Raw genomic sequence first — 19,034 nt, 5'->3', positions numbered from 1 at the left:
ATCAATTACAAATTCCGGAAATGCGAGTTGTGGAATAGGTACAATTTGGTAGCTGGTCAGATCGGGTAACATTATTAATTAATAACTATGCAGTTTAGCGCATTACAATTGGCTACCATGCTGGATGGTAAGCTGGAAGGCAACCCGGACGTAAAAGTGAGCAACATCGCCAAGATTGAAGAGGCCGGTGAAGGGATGCTCAGTTTCATTGCCAATCCTAAATACGAAGAGTTCATTTATACTACCAATGCTTCGATACTGATAGTGAATGAGAGCCTTGTAACGGAAAAACCTGTTAAGTCAACCCTGATCAGGGTAAAAGATGCATATAGCAGCTTTGCCCTTCTCCTGGAAAAATATAAACAGATGGTGGGCAACAAAACCGGTATTCAGCAACCGTCCTATGTGCCTGCATCAGTTAAGACCGGCCAGAACGTCTTCATCGGCGCTTTTGCTTACCTGGGTGAGAATGTGGTGCTTGGAAACAATGTTAAAATATATCCCGGCGTATACCTTGGCGATAATGTTACTGTGAATGATGATACTGTCATTTTCCCCGGCGTAAAGGTATATGACAACTGTATATTAGGCCGCAGGGTGATCCTGCATGCGGGCTGTGTGATCGGTGGCGATGGTTTTGGCTTTGCACCGCAGCCTGACGGAACCTATAAGAAAGTGCCGCAGATCGGTAACGTGATCATTCACGATGATGTAGAAATAGGGGCAAATACTACAATAGACCGCGCTACAATGGGCTCTACCATCATCCGCCAGGGTGTTAAACTGGATAACCTGATCCAGATAGCGCACAATGTGGATGTGGATACCAACACTGTAATAGCGGCACAGACCGGTATTTCCGGCAGTACCAAGATCGGCAAGAACTGTGTGATAGGTGGACAGGTAGGCCTGGTGGGACATATTCAGCTGGCAGACGGTACCAAGATCAATGCGCAGAGCGGTTTGTCCAAATCGATAGCGGAACCCAATACAGCACTGATGGGATCTCCTGCCTTTGATTACAAAAGTTCACTGAAAAGTCAGGCAATTTTTAGAAATTTGCCCGACCTTGAAAAACGTGTGAAGGAATTGGAAGATATGGTAAAACAACTGCTTTCCGTGCGGGAAGGTGTTTGAAGAATAAAGTAGGATAAACAGTTATAAAAAAATATGGATAGTCAACAGTCGTCTAACCAACACACGATAAAAGCCCCAGTTACCATATCGGGTGTTGGTTTACACACAGGAGCGCATGTAAACATGACCCTGAAGCCGGCCACTCCCGGTTACGGTATTAAATTTCAGCGTGTAGATCTGCCTGAACAACCTGTAGTTAAAGCCGATGTCGATTATGTCGTGGATACTTCACGCAGCACGACCCTCGAACACAACGGCGCCCGCGTGAGTACGATTGAGCATATTATGGCTGCCCTGGTAGGAACAGGGGTTGATAACGTACACATCGAGATCGATGGTCCTGAAATTCCGATCATGGATGGTAGTTCCTATCCCTTTATCCAGAAGATAGAGGAAGCTGGTATTGCCGAACAGGATGCCAAGAAGGTATGGTATTCTATTGACACTAACATCAATTACTACGACGATTCAAAGAACGTAGAGATGGTGGCCCTTCCGGCAGTGGATTACCGCATTACCTGCCTGATCGATTTCAATTCTCCTGTTTTAGGAACACAACATGCTAATCTGAACAGCCTGCAGGATTTCAGACAGGAAGTAGCGCCCTGCCGTACTTTCGTATTCCTGCACGAACTGGAATACCTGATCTCCAACAACCTGATCAAAGGTGGTGATATCAACAACGCTATCGTGATTGTTGACAAACCGGTAAGCGATGAACAACTGGACGGCCTTGCCAAGGTATTCAAACGTAAGAATATCAGCGTAGCGCAAAGAGAAGGTATCCTCAACAACATACAGCTTCACTTCCCGAATGAACCAGCGCGTCACAAGCTGCTGGACATCGTGGGCGACCTGGCGCTGGTAGGCGTTCCTATTAAGGCGCATATCATTGCAAACCGTCCCGGACATGCTTCCAACGTGGAGTTTGCCCGTAAGATCAAACAGTATATCAAAAAGAACAGGCACATCAAAGATGTGCCCGTATATGATCCTAATAAACCAGCGATCTTTGATCTGCCGCGTATCGAAAGAACGTTGCCGCATCGTTATCCGATGCTGCTGGTGGATAAAATCATCGATCTTACCGATACACAGGTAACAGGTATCAAAAACGTTACCTTCAACGAGCACTTCTTCCAGGGCCACTTCCCTAATAATCCCGTAATGCCGGGCGTATTGCAGGTGGAAGCGCTGGCACAGTGCGGAGGTATTCTTGCGCTCAACACTGTTCCCGATCCTCAGAATTACGATACCTATTTTATTAAGATCGACAACTGTAAGTTCAAGCAGAAAGTATTTCCAGGAGACACAATGATCCTGAAGATGGAATTGCTGAGCCCCATCAGAAGAGGCATAGTAGAAATGAGAGGAACCGTATTTGTAGGTAACAAGGTAGTAACTGAAGGTGATCTGACCGCTCAAATCATTAAAACAAGAGAAAGCTAAACAATAGCAATGATCCATCCGCTAACTTACATTCACCCGGACGCCAAAGTTGCGCCAAACGTAAAGATCGATCCCTTCACCGTCATTCATAAGAATGTTGAAATCGGAGACGGCACCTGGATCGGCTCCAATGTCACCATCATGGAAGGCGCCAGGATCGGTAAGAACTGCCGTATCTTTCCCGGGGCTGTAATTTCCGCCATCCCGCAAGATCTGAAATTTGCAGGCGAAGAAACCACAACTGAAATCGGAGACAACACCACCATCAGAGAGTACGTAACCATAAACAGAGGAACCAAGGATAAATGGAAAACCGTTATCGGCAGGAACTGCCTGATCATGGCCTACAGCCATATTGCACACGATTGTGAAGTGGGCGATAGCTGTGTATTTTCCAACAACACTACCCTGGCAGGCCATATCACCGTGGGCGACCACGTAGTACTGGCGGGCATGGTAGCCGTTCAGCAGTTCTGTAAAATAGGCGCACATGCCTTTGTTACAGGTGGTTCCCTCGTTAGAAAGGACGTACCACCTTACGTAAAGGCAGCGCGTGAGCCACTGTCATACGTAGGCGTGAACTCCATTGGTCTCAAGAGAAGAGGTTTCTCTCTCGAAAAGATCAATCATGTACTGGACATCTACCGCATCATATTCGTGAAAGGATACAAGCTGTCAAAAGCTATCAGTATCATTGAAGCGGAATATCCTGCCACAGATGAAAGGGATGAGATACTTTCCTTCATACGTGAATCCGGCAGGGGCATTATGAAAGGTTATACGTCACTAGCCAGCGACGAATGAAAATAACGCTGCACCAGACAGGCAAACGATTTAACTACGACTGGATCTTCCGTCGTGTATCCGCCACCTTTGAGGCAGGCGGAAGGTATGCCATACTGGGTCCCAATGGCTCGGGGAAATCCACACTCTTACAAGTTATCAGCGGACACCTCCATCACAATGAAGGCTCCGTTACTTATAGCACACCGGAAGAACCGCTCAGCCCTGATCAGTTCTTCCGGCATTGTGCCATTGCTGCTCCTTACCTCGAACTGGTAGAGGAATTTACACTGGCAGAAAGTCTGCAGTTCCACCTGCAGTTCAAACAATTCATTCCTGCTATCACTCCCGCAGATGCTGTGGCCCTGGTGGGCCTGGAGAAATCCATGAATAAACAGATCCGCTATTTTTCATCCGGCATGAAACAAAGACTGAAACTGGCATTGACCATTTTCTCAGATGTTCCTGTGCTGCTGCTGGATGAACCCTGTACTAACCTGGATGCCGCAGGTATCCGGCTCTATCAGCAACTTATTACCGATTATAGCGGCGACCGTCTTATCATTGTCAGTTCAAATGATGAGCAGGAATACTTCATGTGTCCGAACCACATCAGGATACAGGATTATAAATAAACGCCCGCCGGGGGGAATGCATTGATCCAATGGGCTCCATATTCCTTATTTTTGATCATTAACTTACTTACTACGTATGCAAACTGCCAGTAAAAAAGTAATCAATGGCTGGGCAATGTATGACTGGGCCAACTCAGTATACAACCTCGTAATTACCACCACTTTTTTCCCTATTTATTTCACGACCATTACGCACTCTGATACCACAGGCGACAATGTAAGCTTCTTCGGAAGAACGTTCGTGAACTCTGCATTGTACGACTACTCCATGGCCGCCGCCTTTATGCTTGCAGCGCTGCTGTCGCCCATACTCTCTTCCATAGCGGATACACGGGGCAATAAGAAAAGATATCTCATGCTGTTCACCTGGCTGGGCGGATTAAGCTGCTGTGCTTTGTTCAATTTCAAAGGACCGGACCCCAGCGTTGAATACGGCGCCATCTTCTTTATACTGGCTACGCTTGGATATTGCGGAGGCCTGGTATTTTACAATTCTTATCTGCCGGAAATAGCTGCGATAGAAGACCGCGACCGCATCAGTGCCAGGGGATATGCAATGGGATATATAGGTAGTGTACTGTTACAGCTGATAGGTTTTGCGCTTGTGGTGGTAAAACCCTTCGGTATTGACGGAGGTATGCCGGTACGTATCACCTTCCTGTTGACTGGCCTCTGGTGGATAGGCTTTGCACAGATCACCTTTATGCGCCTGCCCGCTTCTAAGGCAACCGTACAGCAACATAGCGCCAGCGCACTGACAGAAGGCTTCCGCGAGCTCAAAAAAGTATATGCACAGGTGAAGGTAATGCCGGTATTGAAAAGGTTCCTGCGTGGATTCTTCTTTTACAGCATGGGCGTTCAGACGGTGATGATGGCGGCGACCATCTTCGGAAGCCAGGAGCTGGGGTTGCCTGCCGACAAGTTGATAATGGCTGTAGTAGCCATCCAGGTAGTAGCTGTACTTGGCGCATGGGGTATAGCCAGGCTGTCGGGCAAATTTGGTAACCTCCCGGTATTAATGGTCGTTGTCATATTATGGATGGTCATCTGCCTGGTCGGATATCGTATGCAGACAGCCACAGATTTCTATATACTGGCGGTAGTGGTCGGCCTTGTAATGGGTGGTGTACAATCCCTCAGCCGTTCTACCTATGCCAAGCTAATGCCTGAAACAGACGACACTGCATCGTTCTTCAGTTACTATGACGTGGTAGAGAAATTATCTATCGCCATAGGGATGATCACTTTCGGTTATATCCATGAGCTGACAGGCAGCATGCGTAACTCTGTGCTGGCGCTGATCGCGTTCTTCTTCACAGGCCTCATCTGGCTCTATGCGGCGCTGCAAAAACAAAAAAGGCTTACTACAGGAAGCTGAAATTCACGAACTTCAGCATCCAAACGGATCCAATCATGAACTTATACAGCATAGATACAGGCCATTTTAAACTGGACGGAGGCGCCATGTTTGGCGTAGTGCCTAAAAGCATCTGGAACAAGCTAAACCCGGCGGATGAGAACAATATGTGCTCATGGGCCATGCGCAGCCTGCTGATAGAAGACGGCGACCGCCTCATCCTGGTAGACACCGGCATAGGCAATAAGCAGGATGAAAAGTTCTTCAGCCATTATTACCTGCATGGAGACGCCAGTATTGACACCTCCCTGGCAAAACATGGATTTCACCGTGACGATATCACCGATGTATTCCTGACACATCTGCACTTTGATCATTGTGGCGGCGCCATAGAAAGACGGGGAGAGCAACTGGCGCCCGCCTTTAAAAACGCGAGTTTCTGGAGCAACCAGGAACATTGGGAATGGGCAACCAAACCCAACGATCGGGAAAAAGCCTCTTTCCTGAAGGAAAATATCCAGCCCATCCAGGAAAGCGGGCAGTTGAAATTCATTCCAAGGGAGGAAGGTATTCCATTCAGCAATGACTTCAATATCCGCTTTGTATTCGGGCATACGGATTCGATGATGCTGCCACAGATCAGGTACAAAGACAAAACGATCGTATATATGGCCGACCTGCTGCCCAGCACCGGGCATATCCCCATTCCTTACGTAATGGCATACGATATGTTCCCACTGACAACCCTGCAGGAGAAAAAGAGCTTTTTACAGGAGGCTGTGGAGAACAACTACATCCTCTTTTTCGAGCATGACCCTTTTACAGAGTGTTGTAGCCTGCAGTTGACAGAAAAAGGCATCAGGGTGGCTGATACCTTCCGGCTGGCAGACGTATAAAGTGCCATATTGGCATCAGAACGCTCTGCTGCACGCATTTTGCAATACCTTTTGCCGGAGGTACTTTACCATGGCTATACATTTGACTCAAGACAATAAATTGAAGAAGCTAATAGTTGTAGGAGACCGGGTGCTGATTAAACCAACCACCCCTAACGAGCGCACAGAAAGCGGCTTATATCTTCCGCCCGGCATGCAGGAAAAGGAGAAGGTGCAACAGGGATATGTGATCAAAACCGGGCCTGGTTATGCATTGCCATTGCCAAGCGAAGACGATGAGGCATGGAAACCGGAAGAAGAAAAGGTAAAATATATCCCCCTCCAGGCAAAAGAGGGAGATCTGGCCATCTTTCTGATCAGCGGCTCCACAGAAGTGGTGTACCAGGGCGAGAAATATTTCATCGTTCCGCAGGGCGCCATACTGATGCTTGAGAGAGAAGAAGAACTATAAGACTGTCAGCGCACAGCAAAAAAGATACATCAGGAACTAAGCATGAAGAATAAATGCATTTGCACTATTCCTTATGCGTTAGTTCCTGATTTTTTTATTCCCCCTTTTGTCCGAAACGGCTTTTCCATATCTTCAGCAAAAATTTGTAAGCACCATGGCAACGAAAGAAGCATTTCTGGAGTACATACAAAATGGTTATTCCTTTAAAGGTGAACATATAAAACTGGGATGTGCCATGCTCAATGGCGAAGTAGTCGCCGGAGCCGATGTATCCCTGCCCCTGAAAACACTGAACAGGCATGGCCTTATAGCCGGCGCCACCGGTACCGGTAAAACCAAGACCCTGCAGGTAATTGCAGAAGCATTGAGCGATGCCAGCGTACCTGTATTGCTGATGGACATCAAAGGAGACCTTAGCGGTATTGCTGCAGCAGGAACAGGCAATCCCAAGATCGAAGAACGTTATCAGAAAATAGGCGGCAGCTGGTCGCCCTCCGCTTATCCAACAGAGCTACTTTCCCTGAGTAAGGAAAAGGGCGCGCGCCTCCGCGCTACTGTGAGTGAATTCGGACCGGTGCTGCTCTCCAAAATACTTGAACTGAACGATACGCAGGAAGGCCTGGTATCTATGATATTTAAATACTGCGATGACCAGAAACTGCCCCTGCTGGACCTGAAAGATTTTAAGAAAGTGTTGCAGTTTGTAAGTGATGAAGGAAAGGCTGAAATGGAAAAAGATTATGGTAAGATCTCTACCACATCGGCGGGTACCATTCTCCGTAAGGTGATCGGCCTGGAACAGCAGGGCGCTGATCTCTTCTTCGGAGAAGCTTCTTTTGAAGTGGATGACCTTATGCGCATCAGCGATGATGGCAGGGGTATTATTTCCATTGTAAGGGTGGCCGATATACAGGATCGTCCGAAGTTATTCTCCACGTTCATGTTAAGCCTGCTGGCAGAACTGTATGCTACATTACCGGAAGAGGGCGATCTTGAAAAACCAAAACTGGTGATGTTCATCGACGAAGCCCACCTGATATTCCAGGAAGCCAGTACAGCCTTGCTGCAACAGATTGAGACGATCATTAAACTGATCCGTTCCAAGGGCGTGGGTATCTTCTTCTGTACACAGAACCCGATGGATGTACCTCCATCTGTACTGGGTCAGCTGGGGTTGAAAGTGCAGCATGCACTACGCGCATTTACCGCCAATGACAGGAAAGCCATCAAAACAACGGCGGAGAACTATCCCCTGTCTGAATATTATAAAACAGATGAGCTGCTCACACAGATCGGTATCGGCGAAGCGCTCATCACCTGTCTGAATGAAAAAGGTCAGCCTACACCACTGGCGGCCACCATGCTGGTAGCGCCACGCTCCCGTATGGACGTACTGTCAGATGCGGAGGCAGATGCTATTGTCAATACCTCTAAGCTGGTAAAGAAATATAACCGTGAAATAGACAACGAAAGTGCGTATGAGATACTAAGTGCCAAACTGGAGGAAGCGGCCGAAAAAACGGCTAAAGAAACGGAAGAAAAGGCATCTTCCAAAGGTGGTGGCAGACAGAAAGAAGAAAAGGGCATCCTGGAAACCGTACTTACCAGTTCTGCTGCACGGCAGGCAGGCCGTACTGCGGCAAATATCATAACCCGCAGCCTGTTGGGCGCGCTGGGCCTGGGCGGTAAAAGCAGTAAGAAAAGCAGTTGGTTCTAAGAAATACCGAATATTCACTATCTTATTGCCCTAACTGAACAAAACCAGGATTTTCATGGAAAGAATTATCAAGACCGGTATATGTGCATATGGCATGTCAGGCCATATTTTTCACGCTCCCTTTATACATGTACATCCGGGGTTTGCATTCACGGCTGTGGTGGAAAGAAGCAAACACATGGCACAGGAAAGGTATCCGGACGTGAAAGTTTACAAAAGTGTGGAAGAGATGCTCCAGGACGAGTCCCTGGAACTGATCGTTGTCAATACGCCCAATTATACCCACTATGAATATACGAAAGCGGCATTGAATGCCGGTAAACATGTGATCGTTGAAAAGCCTTTCACCGTCAACTCCGCAGAAGGACAGGAACTAACAGCACTCGCCAAAAGCAAGGGCCTCTTGCTGAGTGTATATCACAACCGCCGCTTTGATAGTGACTTCAAGATCGTTCGACAGGTAATTGCCAGCGGCGACCTGGGAGAGATCCTGGAGGCAGAGATCCACTACGACCGTTACCGTGAGGAATTAAGTTATAAGAAACACAAAGAAGCTGCCTTACCAGGCACCGGAGGGCTGTACGACCTGGGCTCACACCTGGTGGACCAGGCACTTCAGCTATTCGGCTTACCGGATGCCATCTGGGCAGATATCCGCATCATCCGCCCGGAATCTATTGTGGATGACTATTTCGAGCTGGTATTCTTCTATGATAAATTACGTGTACGCCTGAAATGCAGTTATATCACCAGGGAGCCTATCCCCTCCTATCAGTTTCATGGCCGTAAAGGTTCTTTCATTAAAACGAAAGCCGATACACAGGAAACCATGCTGCAACAGGGCCTGATGCCAGGCGCTCCGGGATGGGGCGTGGAAGGCATCCATGAATGGGGCCTGCTGCATACTGAGAAAGACGGTGAGGTGATCAGGAAGTACCTGCCTTCTCCCAAAGGCGACTACCTGGAATATTTTGATGGCATGCACAAGGCGCTCACGCAGGGAGCCCCTGTGCCTGTAGAACCGGCAGATGCCGTAAATGTGATCCGGGTGATCGAGGCCGCTTTCCAGAGCAGTAAAGAAGGTAAGATCATCAAGTTGTAACAGCAATACTTGTAGTATTGGATATAGCCCTCAGATCTGCTTCCGGTGAGTAATTTGCCGCACCGGAAGCAGATCGGGCACCACCTTAAGGGTGAAATTTCACCTGTTCCAATCATCAATTGAATGAGATTTCAAAGGGCCTGGGGGCCGGCATTCCCATGAACTGACAGCATCAGTGCTTGTAGTTAGCGGCTTCTTCGATGACTTTAAGCACTTCCATGGGATGCGACAGCATCATGACATGAGCGGAAGGGATCTCGAGGGTCCTTGCATTCATCCTTTTGGCCATAAAACGCTCCAGGTCCGGATGGATCGTCTTATCGTTCTTCGCTACTATGTACCAGCTAGGCTTGGTCTTCCATGCAGGCTCTCCACCTTTATCGTCAAACACGGTGTGTACCGCCGGTGTCTGTGTTGCATATAACAGTGCCTGCTTTTGGGCGCTCTGGTCGTCCGCAAACACCTTCTTTACCCCTTCTTCTGTAATGAAAACGGTTCCGCCCGATGTTACGAGGTACTTGGTCAGTTCGGTCTGGGGCGCGTTGGCCGATACGGACAACACTGACTCTCCCTTCTCAGGACCATAGGCGGCCAGGTAGACCAGGCCGACCACTTTCGGATCGTTGCCCGCCTGGCTAATCACCATGCCTCCCCAGGAATGACCGACAAGTATTACCTTACCTTTGACCATGTCGATGGCCTTTTGCGTTTCGGCCACATCATCCGCCAGACTGGTTACCCCATTTTGAATAGACATTACATGATAGTTTTTTGCCTGCAGTTGTTCTATCTGCTGGGTAAAGCAAGAGCCGTCGGCCCATATGCCATGTACAAAAATGATCGTTGGCTTTTCACCATCGCCCGATTGTCCTGAAACTTCCGTAGCGAACATAGAACTTAAAAGCAAGAGCGTATGTACTGTTTTCATGACTTTTATTTTATAATTGGAGTTGTTAAAAACACTTCGCGTTCATTGAGCAGGGGAATGATCCCGCCGGCTGCTAATTTTTTATAACGATCCGAACTTACATGCGCCTGCTGCGCTGTGGCACTTGTGTAACCTTCAGACAGCAGCAATGTGTTGGCATCAGAATTGTCCTGACACACGGTGTAAAAGAGGTTGCCTTCTTCAGCCTGTGTTTGCATCCGGAGCGATGTCAGCAGCTGTAGCAGCTCCTGCATTTTGCCTTCTTTGACTTTCCAACGCGCAAATACGTAAACAGGTGACGTTGCCATAATTATTCGTTTTTATGCCGGAAGGGCTCAGGATTCTAAAATAGTAACGACCCTTTGGGCCACCCCCTGTGCGGAAGCCGGGTTCTGGCCGGTCACCAGCCTCCCGTCGGTAATGCTGTACGCCTTCCAGGGAGTGATACAGCTATAGTCGGCGCCACGCTCCTTCAAAGCGTCTTCCAGCTCGAATGGAACGTCTCCTCTTGCATAGTCGAATTCCTCTGTAATACTGAAGCCGGTTACCTTTTTTCCTTTGATCAGATAAGAGCCGTCGTTCAATCTGACGTTGATCAGGCACACCGGCCCATGACAAACGGCGCTCACTACTTTGCCATTCTCATACATGGTGGACAATATTTTCTGAACCGTCGGATTATCCGGCAGGTCGGCCACAGGCGCAAGACCACCGGGTACAAAGACAGCATCGTATTTATCTGTGCTCACCTCTTCAATGCTGCCGCTATTCTTAAATTTCTCCGGCCCATCACCTTTTAGAAAAGCCTGATTGACCGGATCTTCCGGCTCAACCATTTCTATAGGGGCCTCGCCGCCTTTGACGCTATAGACGTCGATCTCATATCCCTCTTTTTTAAAAACTTCGTAGGGGTGGGCTACCTCAGGCAGCAAATTGCCTGTACGACGCTGGTTAGGCCCAATTACATGGGTGCTGGAGACAACGAACAAGATCTTCTTTTTCATAATTTGAAAAATTGATTAGTGATGGATTAAGCGATATATGGGTAGCAGTACTGACTTAACCTAAAATTAGAATGCTCCACGATCATTGGGAAATCACTCTATTAATAGATGATATTAGAATAGTAATAGGTTATCTGTCTGAAATGACCGGAGGGAATCGGGTAGTGGTTATGATAGAAATAGAAAAGCGGCTGAACCTTTGTTTTCAAACCGCGATATTTGCCAAATGCCTTAAATCATGGGGAAACAAGTTCGAAAATTGTACAGGCAGAGCGACAAGAGGGATAATAAAAACATCCTGCCTACAACAAATGTACTCTCCCGAGTGCGTCCCTGCCCGCTCTTCCCTCTGCTATCAGGAATTGCATCACTTCCAGTAAAGCGTCTTCCTTTATCGTCAATAACCTGTTACGTACATCCGCCCACTCCATTGGCACGGCCTGTAGCTGCGCCAATAGTTGGACAGCTATTGCTTCGGCTTCCTTTCCCTCCAGCGGCTTTTTCTTTTTCTCTATACACACGTCACAGACACCGCAGTCAGCTGTGCTCTTCTCGCCAAAATACCGTACCAGCATCTGTGTACGACACACTTCCCTGTTCCGGATATAGTCGATCATGGCATCCAGGCGCTCTTTGTACACTTTCATACGCTCTTTTATCCTGTTGGTATCGATACGCAGGTGTTGTGCGGAAACACGCTCCTGTGTGAAGCATAGCTGAGGTTCTTCCTTGCGCTGGTTATACTTCAGGATCCGGCGCTGATGCAATTGCTGCAACCATTCTATGACCTGCGATTCCGGTTTTCTCATAAGTCTTGCCACCTGCTTTTCATACACCGGTACAGGCGTATCGAAGATGCCTTCGTAGGTACGCAGCAATGTCTGCAACAGGGGGTCGTATGCCGGCTGCATATCTGTAAAGTCATACAGCGTTTGTTTGCTGATGATGAACTCTACACGGGAAGGCATAAACACACTTTCGCTCAGCTGCAGGATACCTTCCTGCTCCAGTATCTTCAACGCGCTATATGCAGTGGTAATATTCAGTTCGAATTTCCGGACAAAGTCATTGATGTCGAAATCATAATAAACGCCTTCTGCGCTTCCTACGGCCACCTGCAGGTAATTGACCAGGCATTGGTACACCTCGCGGATCTCCTCTGCTTCGGGGAACTGCAGCGCCATCATCCTGACCATTTCCGTCAGTTCCTGTTGTTGATACATCAAGACGGCATAAGACTTCTTTTCATCCCTTCCTGCACGACCCGCTTCCTGGTAATATGATTCAAGTCCATCCGTAGCATCGTAGTGGATCACCACGCGCACATCGGGCTTATCTATGCCCATACCAAATGCGTTGGTACAAGCCATTACCCTGATACGGTTATTCAGCCATAGCTCCTGTCGCACCGCACGTTCCTCGCCGGTCAGGCCTGCGTGGTAATAGGTGGCAGCAATACCACTTTGTTCCAGCATCTCAGCCACTTCCCGCGTACGCTTCCTGTTTCGGCAGTATACAATAGCGCTGCCCTGCACCCGCTGCAGGATGTGCTTTAATTTCTCCGGTTTATTGTCTTCTTCAATAACGCTATAGGAAAGATTATGACGGGCAAAGCTTTTTGTGAATATAGCCGGCTGTTTCATTAACAGCTTCTCACAGATGTCTTGCTGTACTCGGGGAGTAGCCGATGCCGTCAGCGCCAGTAGCGGCACCCCGGGAAAATAAGTCCGGATAGTAGCAATTTCAAGGTAGGCCGGCCTGAAATCATATCCCCACTGAGAGATACAGTGTGCTTCATCAATGGCCAGCAGGTTCACGGGCATACCATCACAATATTCCAGGAAACGCTTGCTTTGCAGGCGTTCGGGAGAGAGATAGAGGAATTTGTACTTTCCCCTGCGGGCTTCCTCCAGCAGTCTTTCCACATCCTGGTAATACATACCTGCATAGATAGCTACTGCGGGTATATTCCGCTTTTGCAGGTTAGCCACCTGGTCTTTCATCAGGGCAATAAGCGGTGTGACCACTATACACAGGCCTTCGCTGAGCATAGCCGGCACCTGGAAACAGATGGATTTTCCGCCGCCTGTTGGTAGCAGGGCCAGTGTGTCTGTACCCTTGCTGACAGATTGGATGATCTCTTCCTGTAAAGGACGGAATTGCGTGTATCCCCAGTATTTTTTGAGTATGTCGGATGGATTGGCCATATCAGTGCAGCTGTAAAAATAAAGAATTGCTCACATCTGCACATGCCGATGCTCAGATCACCTTCTTATAGCGCAGTCTTACAGAATTCACTGCCAGTACAATATCTGAAAGCGCCATCACACCAGCTCCGGATATCGGGCTTAAAACGCCGAAAGCCGCAAAAGGAATAGCAATGATATTATAAATGAAGGCCCAGAAAAGATTCTGTTTGATGGTAAGATAGGTATGACGCCCCAGCCCGAGTGCCAGTGGCAGTGAGGAAAGACGGTTGTTCAGCAGTATAACATTGGCGCTTTGCATGGCCACATGCGTAGCATCACTCAGTGAGATGCCAATGCTGGCCCTGGCCAGGGCCGGCGCATCGTTAATGCCATCTCCCACCATCGCTACTGCAGCCTCTTTCATGAGCGCGTCTATTTTCTGTAGTTTCTGTTCAGGTGTCTGTCCCGCGAACACTTCCGTTATACCTGTCTGGTTGGCCAGTTCCCGGCATTTACGCTCAGTGTCTCCACTCAGCAATACAGGCTTAATGCCCCTTTGCTGCAGTTGCTTCACCATCAGCGCTGCATCGGGCCTGATCTCATCAGTAAGATCGATCCAGCCTGCCAGTTGCCCGTTCTTCAGAAGATAGATGTTATGACTGTCATCTGAGGTAACCTTTTCCGCCATCATAAAAGAGCCGAGCTGCCACTCATTGCCTGCAACGTCTTTCGCCTGCATGCCCCGGCCTTTTATTTCCCTCACCTGTTGTAAGGGTGTCTCGCCCTCCCCTTTCCACAAACCGGAAAGGGAGCGGGCAATGGGATGAGAAGAATATTTTTCCAGGCTATAGACCATCTTTTTGAATTCCTGTTCTGTCATTCCTTCAAAGTGATAGTTCCCTACCTGCAATTTACCCGTGGTAAGTGTACCGGTTTTATCCAGCACCACATACCTGATATCCTTGAATGCCTCCAGCGTATTAGCTCCTTTGATGAGTATCCCGTTATTGGCAGCGCGCCCCAGCCCTACCATTACAGCGGCAGGTGTAGCCAATCCCATGGCACAGGGGCATGCAATAACCAGCACTGCAATGCTTTTCATAATAGCTTCGCCGGTGCTCACATTCCCGAAAATGGCCCAACCGAGGAAGGTAGCAATAGCAATGCCCAGCACCAGGGGCACGAAAATGCCGCTGATCCTGTCGGCCAGCTTTTGCATATTGGGCTTGGCACTCTGCGCCTGTTTTACCAGTTCTATGATATAAGACAATACTGTGTCCTTCCCGGTGGCCGTAACGAACATCTTGATACTGCCATCTTCCAGTATGGTACCGCCGATAACCTTATGCTTTTCGCTTTTGGCTACGGGAGCACTTTCACCGGTTATCATCGATTCATTGATATGACCGCTGCCCCAATAGATAGTACCATCCATCGGGATCTTGTCGCCGGTATTTACGAGTACCTTATCTCCCGGTTTAAGGGTCTGGTTGTCTACCACATGAATATGTTCATGATCGCCATGCTCCTCGATCCGTCTTGCGGTGGTCACCTGCATCCTTGCCAGGTCGGCAATGGCGGTGGTGGTTTGCTTTACGGAACGTTCTTCCAGCAGGTTGCCCAGGAATACCAGGGTAATGATGGCTGCTGCCGTTTCGTAGAACATATAATCGCTGCCCAGTTGCAGCAGGGTGCCTGTGAGGCTGTACCCGTAAGCAGCTGTGGCGCCCAGTGTGATCAGTACGTCCATATTGGCCAGCCTGTTCACCAGCGACCGCCAGGCGCTGCGACCGAAATGCCACATACCCATCAGGTATACCGGAGTAGCCAGGGCTAACTGTACATAGGTATCGTGGAGCCAGGCCCAGTTTACCCACATATGCAGCAGTAAGGGAGCAGTAAAAACAGCGCAGAAGAAGAATTTAAAGGTCAGGGTATTGAGGAATAAATTCCCGGGCTGAGGTTGGTTCGGCAATATAATCTGGTAGCCCATCTGGTTTATGCCATTCAGCACATCATTGGCAGAGGTGATCCCTGCGGGCAGGGTAAAGCTCAACTCTTCTGTGGCAAAGCTCACGTTCACGTCCTGCATCCCTTTATTTTCAAGGTATTTTGACACCGATTGCGCGCAATTGGTGCAATGCATACCTCTTACTTTACAACTGATCGTTTCCATGATTCAGCGAATAAAATTAATATCATAATACCTTACACAAAGGTACCAAGCACTGTTTTTAGCGAATAAAATATTAATGCAACGGAGTATCGGCATAACTGCTTATTGTACAGAGAATCAATTCATTCCGGCAGGTTCAACTTTTAATGCAACTCCGTAGCAACCAATGATATAGTAATTAGCTAAATTTACTGCATGGAATGGACATTTTCTCAGGAAGAGCTGCCGGCAACTGCAGAAAGCTTCTGGCAACATTACAAGGGGCAACATATATTCACCCTGGAAGGGCCGATGGGAGCAGGTAAGACCACCTTTATAAAAGCGCTTTGCAGCGCCAGAGGTGTGGAAGATGCTACAGCAAGTCCTACTTTTTCGATCATCAATGAATATGCATTCCGGGAAAACGGTCAGGAATACACCATTTACCACCTGGACCTCTACCGGCTAAAGGACGAGGAAGAAGCCATAGCAGCGGGCGTTGAAGACACGTTATATCACGATCATGCCATCAGTTTTGTAGAATGGCCTGACATCATCAATGACCTACTGCCACCGGATACCGTCCGGCTGCAGCTATCGGTGTTACCTGACAAAAAAAGGCTTTTACGCGCCGGATAATGCTTTAAACAAATGACGTATCTTTGGATACGCGGAAAAAATCACCCGGACCAATCTTGATAATCATATGGAGCAAAGGCAAAAACCTGTTGTGAGTGCTGGCTTTACGTATTCACCACTGGAAGAAACGTTAGATATTCCACAAAAAAACTCCCGTTTATTTATTGGCATACCTAAAGAGACGTCCTTCCAGGAGAACCGCATTGCATTAACACCCGATGCGGTTAGCATATTAGCCAGCAATGGTCATCATATTGTAGTAGAACATAAAGCCGGCGACGGCTCACATTTCTATGATACCGATTTCTCAGAGGCCGGCGCCGAGATCCTGTATGATAAAAAGGAAGTATTCAAAGCGGAGATCATCGTAAAGTCTGCGCCGCTGAATGATGAAGAAATAGAACTGCTGCACCCTCATCAGATCGTTATTTCCCCTATCCACCTTGCTGCCCTGAAGATAGAGCAGGTACAGAAGATGATGGAAAAAAGGATCACATTGCTCTCTTTTGAGAACCTGAAAGATGATGCAGGTACGTACCCTATTGTAAGGGCTATGAGCGAAATAGCCGGCGGTGCGGTGATGTTGCTTGCAGGTCAGTACCTCAGTAATGGTAATAAAGGGAAAGGTATTCTGCTGGGTGGTGTGACCGGCATTCCGCCTACCAAGGTAGTGATCATCGGGGCGGGTATTGTAGGCGAATTCGCGGCCAGAACGGCAATGGCCTTAGGCGCTTCTGTAAAGGTATTTGACAACAATATATACAAGCTGAAACGCCTTCAGAACAATATCGGCGTACGTATATTCACATCTGTTATGCAGCCTAAGGTATTGGCGGAACAACTCCGCAATGCAGATGTGGCAGTGGGTGCATTGTCATCCCAGAGCGGTCGTACACCTATCGTTGTAACAGAGGCGATGGTCAGCAATATGAAAGCAGGATCAGTGATCGTGGATGTCAGCATCGACCGTGGTGGTTGTTTCGAAACCTCAGAGATCACCAGTCATGAGAATCCTGTCTTCAAAAAATATGATGTCGTGCATTATTGCGTACCTAACATCCCCTCAGGCTTTGCCCGCACCGCATCAGAAGCGATCAGTAATGTACTGATGCCCCTGTTGCTGGAAGCGGCCGATGATGGCGGCTTTGAAAATCTTGTATGGATCAAGCGCGGTGTACGCAATGGTATCTATCTCTATAAAGGTGCACTGACCAATTATCATCTCAGTGAAAAGTTCAAACTGAAATATACAGACCTGGAATTACTGCTGGCAGTGAAAGGTTAGAAACCATAGGCGGCCAGGATCTGAAAGCTGTGAATAGCAGATTTCCCTCCGGGATAAGGAGAGAAGCCATTGCCTGTTGTATACCTTGCTTCAACGTTCACTTTATAGATCTTTACGCCTATACCTCCTACTAATGTCTGTTCATATTTACGGGGCCCGTCTATTGCAACCTGCCATTGCGTGTCGCGGCTTCTCAGTATCCTGTTCTCACTCGTTTTAATTACGAACCCATTCCCGATGCCGGCATTGATATAAGGCCTTATTGCTGTTTTAGTCGGATAGGTATAACGGAACAATGTATTTAACTGTAAATAGCTGAACGCAAACTTTACAACAGCACCGTTGTACACACCATGCAAATCCCCGTTAGCCTCCAGTTTTTTATATAGCAACTCTGCGACGAAGGAGATATTACGTCCGTTACGGCCCAGGGGAATATCGGTCCAGATACCGCCTACAGGGCTTTGGGTATTTTCATATTCCCCCTGTCCTAAAAAGGCAGCTCCGCTAAAAGGATAGCTGTTAAACGCTATTCCCCCCATGATGCCGTAAGTCACCGGCAGATGCGCTTTCTTCTGAACCCTTACCGGCTGCTGCGTTCCGCTTCCCGGCGCCTTATAGGTGTTGTAAGCCAGGAACAGTTTTTTCAGGTTCGCTTCCCTGTAAGGTACTTTCCCGGCCTTTTCCGACAGTTCGGCATTATCTGCAAACAAAGCCGCTAACTGGTCTTTATATCTTTCATCTGTAAAGATGCCGCTGCCCGAGGAGCGCTCTACATATTGCTGTATATACTCCAGTTCTCTGGCCGGCACATCAACGGCATCATAAATATAGTGCGCCCTTGAAAACGGATCTATATACTGATACAGGTTATACGGCCCTGTCACTATTCTCATCAGGAATACCGGGGTATCCTGTACGATACGCTCAGTGCTTTCATTCAGGCTTTTGATATCCTGCCTGGTAATATCGATACGCAATTTCCGGCTTACATATTCAACGTCAGGTTCCGCTACTTTGAACCCGTTAATATCTGCCGGCTTGAATCGTTGCTCATTCGCGTCGGACAGGCTTCCTTTAAAGACAATTTCGCCCGGCGACTGATACCAGTTGCGGAAGTCTATAAAACCTTTCAGTGAATCATTCTTCAGGGTAACGATCGTGCCGGGAACATAATTACGTTGCGCCACGGCAGCGTAGCTGATCAGCATACAGCACAGGAAGAGGGAAATAACTCTCATACAGGTACAGATGATTAAATAGTAAGGCCCGGACCATACGATCCGGGACCTGCCTTTTATTTTAAA

General features: G+C 48.1%; 17 protein-coding genes. 11 read left to right on the top strand and 6 right to left on the bottom strand.

Annotated features, from left to right (window positions below; translation table 11 throughout):
* The first annotated feature begins 87 nt into the window (after positions 1–87).
* The 9 genes from lpxD (at position 88) to MYF79_RS06370 (ending at position 9,527) form a co-directional block, all read left to right on the top strand.
* Positions 88–1,137 carry a UDP-3-O-(3-hydroxymyristoyl)glucosamine N-acyltransferase gene (gene lpxD, locus MYF79_RS06410; RefSeq protein WP_247813085.1) on the top strand — a complete coding sequence of 350 codons (1,050 nt, stop codon included), beginning with the start codon at positions 88–90 and terminating at the stop codon, positions 1,135–1,137.
* 33 nt (positions 1,138–1,170) lie between these two features.
* Positions 1,171–2,586: a bifunctional UDP-3-O-[3-hydroxymyristoyl] N-acetylglucosamine deacetylase/3-hydroxyacyl-ACP dehydratase gene (locus MYF79_RS06405; RefSeq protein ID WP_247813084.1), complete on the top strand. Its 1,416-nt coding sequence runs from the start codon at positions 1,171–1,173 to the stop codon at positions 2,584–2,586.
* Between the two features lie 9 nt (positions 2,587–2,595).
* Positions 2,596–3,390: an acyl-ACP--UDP-N-acetylglucosamine O-acyltransferase gene (gene lpxA, locus MYF79_RS06400; RefSeq protein WP_247813083.1), complete on the top strand. Its 795-nt coding sequence runs from the start codon at positions 2,596–2,598 to the stop codon at positions 3,388–3,390.
* Positions 3,387–4,004, top strand: a complete 618-nt coding sequence (locus MYF79_RS06395; RefSeq protein WP_247813082.1) for an ABC transporter ATP-binding protein — start codon at positions 3,387–3,389, stop codon at positions 4,002–4,004. Before lpxA ends, MYF79_RS06395 begins: the two co-directional genes overlap by 4 nt.
* Positions 4,005–4,080: 76 nt before the next feature.
* A complete protein-coding gene (locus tag MYF79_RS06390) occupies positions 4,081–5,382 on the top strand; it encodes an MFS transporter (protein ID WP_247813081.1) in 1,302 nt (433 codons plus the stop codon).
* Between the two features lie 35 nt (positions 5,383–5,417).
* Positions 5,418–6,257: an MBL fold metallo-hydrolase gene (locus tag MYF79_RS06385; RefSeq protein ID WP_247813080.1), complete on the top strand. Its 840-nt coding sequence runs from the start codon at positions 5,418–5,420 to the stop codon at positions 6,255–6,257.
* A 100-nt stretch (positions 6,258–6,357) separates the two neighbouring features.
* On the top strand, positions 6,358–6,708 hold the full coding sequence (locus MYF79_RS06380) for a co-chaperone GroES family protein (protein ID WP_247813079.1): 351 nt from the start codon (positions 6,358–6,360) through the stop codon (positions 6,706–6,708).
* A gap of 154 nt (positions 6,709–6,862) precedes the next feature.
* On the top strand, positions 6,863–8,425 hold the full coding sequence (locus MYF79_RS06375; protein ID WP_247813078.1) for a helicase HerA-like domain-containing protein: 1,563 nt from the start codon (positions 6,863–6,865) through the stop codon (positions 8,423–8,425).
* 55 nt (positions 8,426–8,480) lie between these two features.
* Positions 8,481–9,527, top strand: a complete 1,047-nt coding sequence (locus MYF79_RS06370; protein WP_247813077.1) for a Gfo/Idh/MocA family oxidoreductase — start codon at positions 8,481–8,483, stop codon at positions 9,525–9,527.
* A gap of 172 nt (positions 9,528–9,699) precedes the next feature.
* On the opposite strand, the gene MYF79_RS06365 is transcribed toward MYF79_RS06370, so the two are convergent.
* From MYF79_RS06365 to MYF79_RS06345, 5 genes are all read right to left on the bottom strand, one after another.
* On the bottom strand, positions 9,700–10,455 hold the full coding sequence (locus MYF79_RS06365) for an alpha/beta fold hydrolase (protein WP_247813076.1): 756 nt from the start codon (positions 10,453–10,455) through the stop codon (positions 9,700–9,702).
* Positions 10,456–10,460: 5 nt separating this feature from the next.
* Positions 10,461–10,763, bottom strand: a complete 303-nt coding sequence (locus MYF79_RS06360; protein WP_247813075.1) for a putative quinol monooxygenase — start codon at positions 10,761–10,763, stop codon at positions 10,461–10,463.
* Between the two features lie 27 nt (positions 10,764–10,790).
* A complete protein-coding gene (locus MYF79_RS06355) occupies positions 10,791–11,459 on the bottom strand; it encodes a type 1 glutamine amidotransferase domain-containing protein (RefSeq protein WP_247813074.1) in 669 nt (222 codons plus the stop codon).
* Positions 11,460–11,761: 302 nt separating this feature from the next.
* Positions 11,762–13,666 carry an ATP-dependent DNA helicase RecQ gene (locus MYF79_RS06350; protein WP_247813073.1) on the bottom strand — a complete coding sequence of 635 codons (1,905 nt, stop codon included), beginning with the start codon at positions 13,664–13,666 and terminating at the stop codon, positions 11,762–11,764.
* A 52-nt stretch (positions 13,667–13,718) separates the two neighbouring features.
* Positions 13,719–15,824 (bottom strand): heavy metal translocating P-type ATPase, encoded by a 2,106-nt coding sequence (locus MYF79_RS06345; protein ID WP_247813072.1) that lies wholly within the window; start codon positions 15,822–15,824, stop codon positions 13,719–13,721.
* Between the two features lie 195 nt (positions 15,825–16,019).
* Here MYF79_RS06345 and tsaE point away from each other — a divergent pair, with 195 nt between their 5' ends.
* Together tsaE and MYF79_RS06335 are read left to right on the top strand one after the other, a co-directional pair.
* Complete coding sequence (tsaE, locus tag MYF79_RS06340; RefSeq protein ID WP_199654866.1) at positions 16,020–16,442, top strand: tRNA (adenosine(37)-N6)-threonylcarbamoyltransferase complex ATPase subunit type 1 TsaE; 423 nt, start codon at positions 16,020–16,022, stop codon at positions 16,440–16,442.
* A 67-nt stretch (positions 16,443–16,509) separates the two neighbouring features.
* Complete coding sequence (locus tag MYF79_RS06335) at positions 16,510–17,727, top strand: alanine dehydrogenase (RefSeq protein ID WP_149698424.1); 1,218 nt, start codon at positions 16,510–16,512, stop codon at positions 17,725–17,727.
* On the opposite strand, the gene MYF79_RS06330 is transcribed toward MYF79_RS06335, so the two are convergent.
* The gene (locus tag MYF79_RS06330) at positions 17,724–18,968 is read right to left on the bottom strand and encodes a PorT family protein (protein ID WP_247813071.1); all 1,245 of its coding nucleotides are present in this window, start codon (positions 18,966–18,968) and stop codon (positions 17,724–17,726) included. The two genes, MYF79_RS06335 and MYF79_RS06330, sit on opposite strands and share 4 nt — an antisense overlap.
* Positions 18,969–19,034 lie beyond the last annotated feature (66 nt).

Origin of the sequence: Chitinophaga filiformis (assembly GCF_023100805.1) — a bacterium.
Taxonomy (GTDB): Bacteria; Bacteroidota; Bacteroidia; order Chitinophagales; family Chitinophagaceae; genus Chitinophaga; species Chitinophaga filiformis_B.
This window is presented reverse-complemented; position numbering and strand designations above follow the sequence as displayed.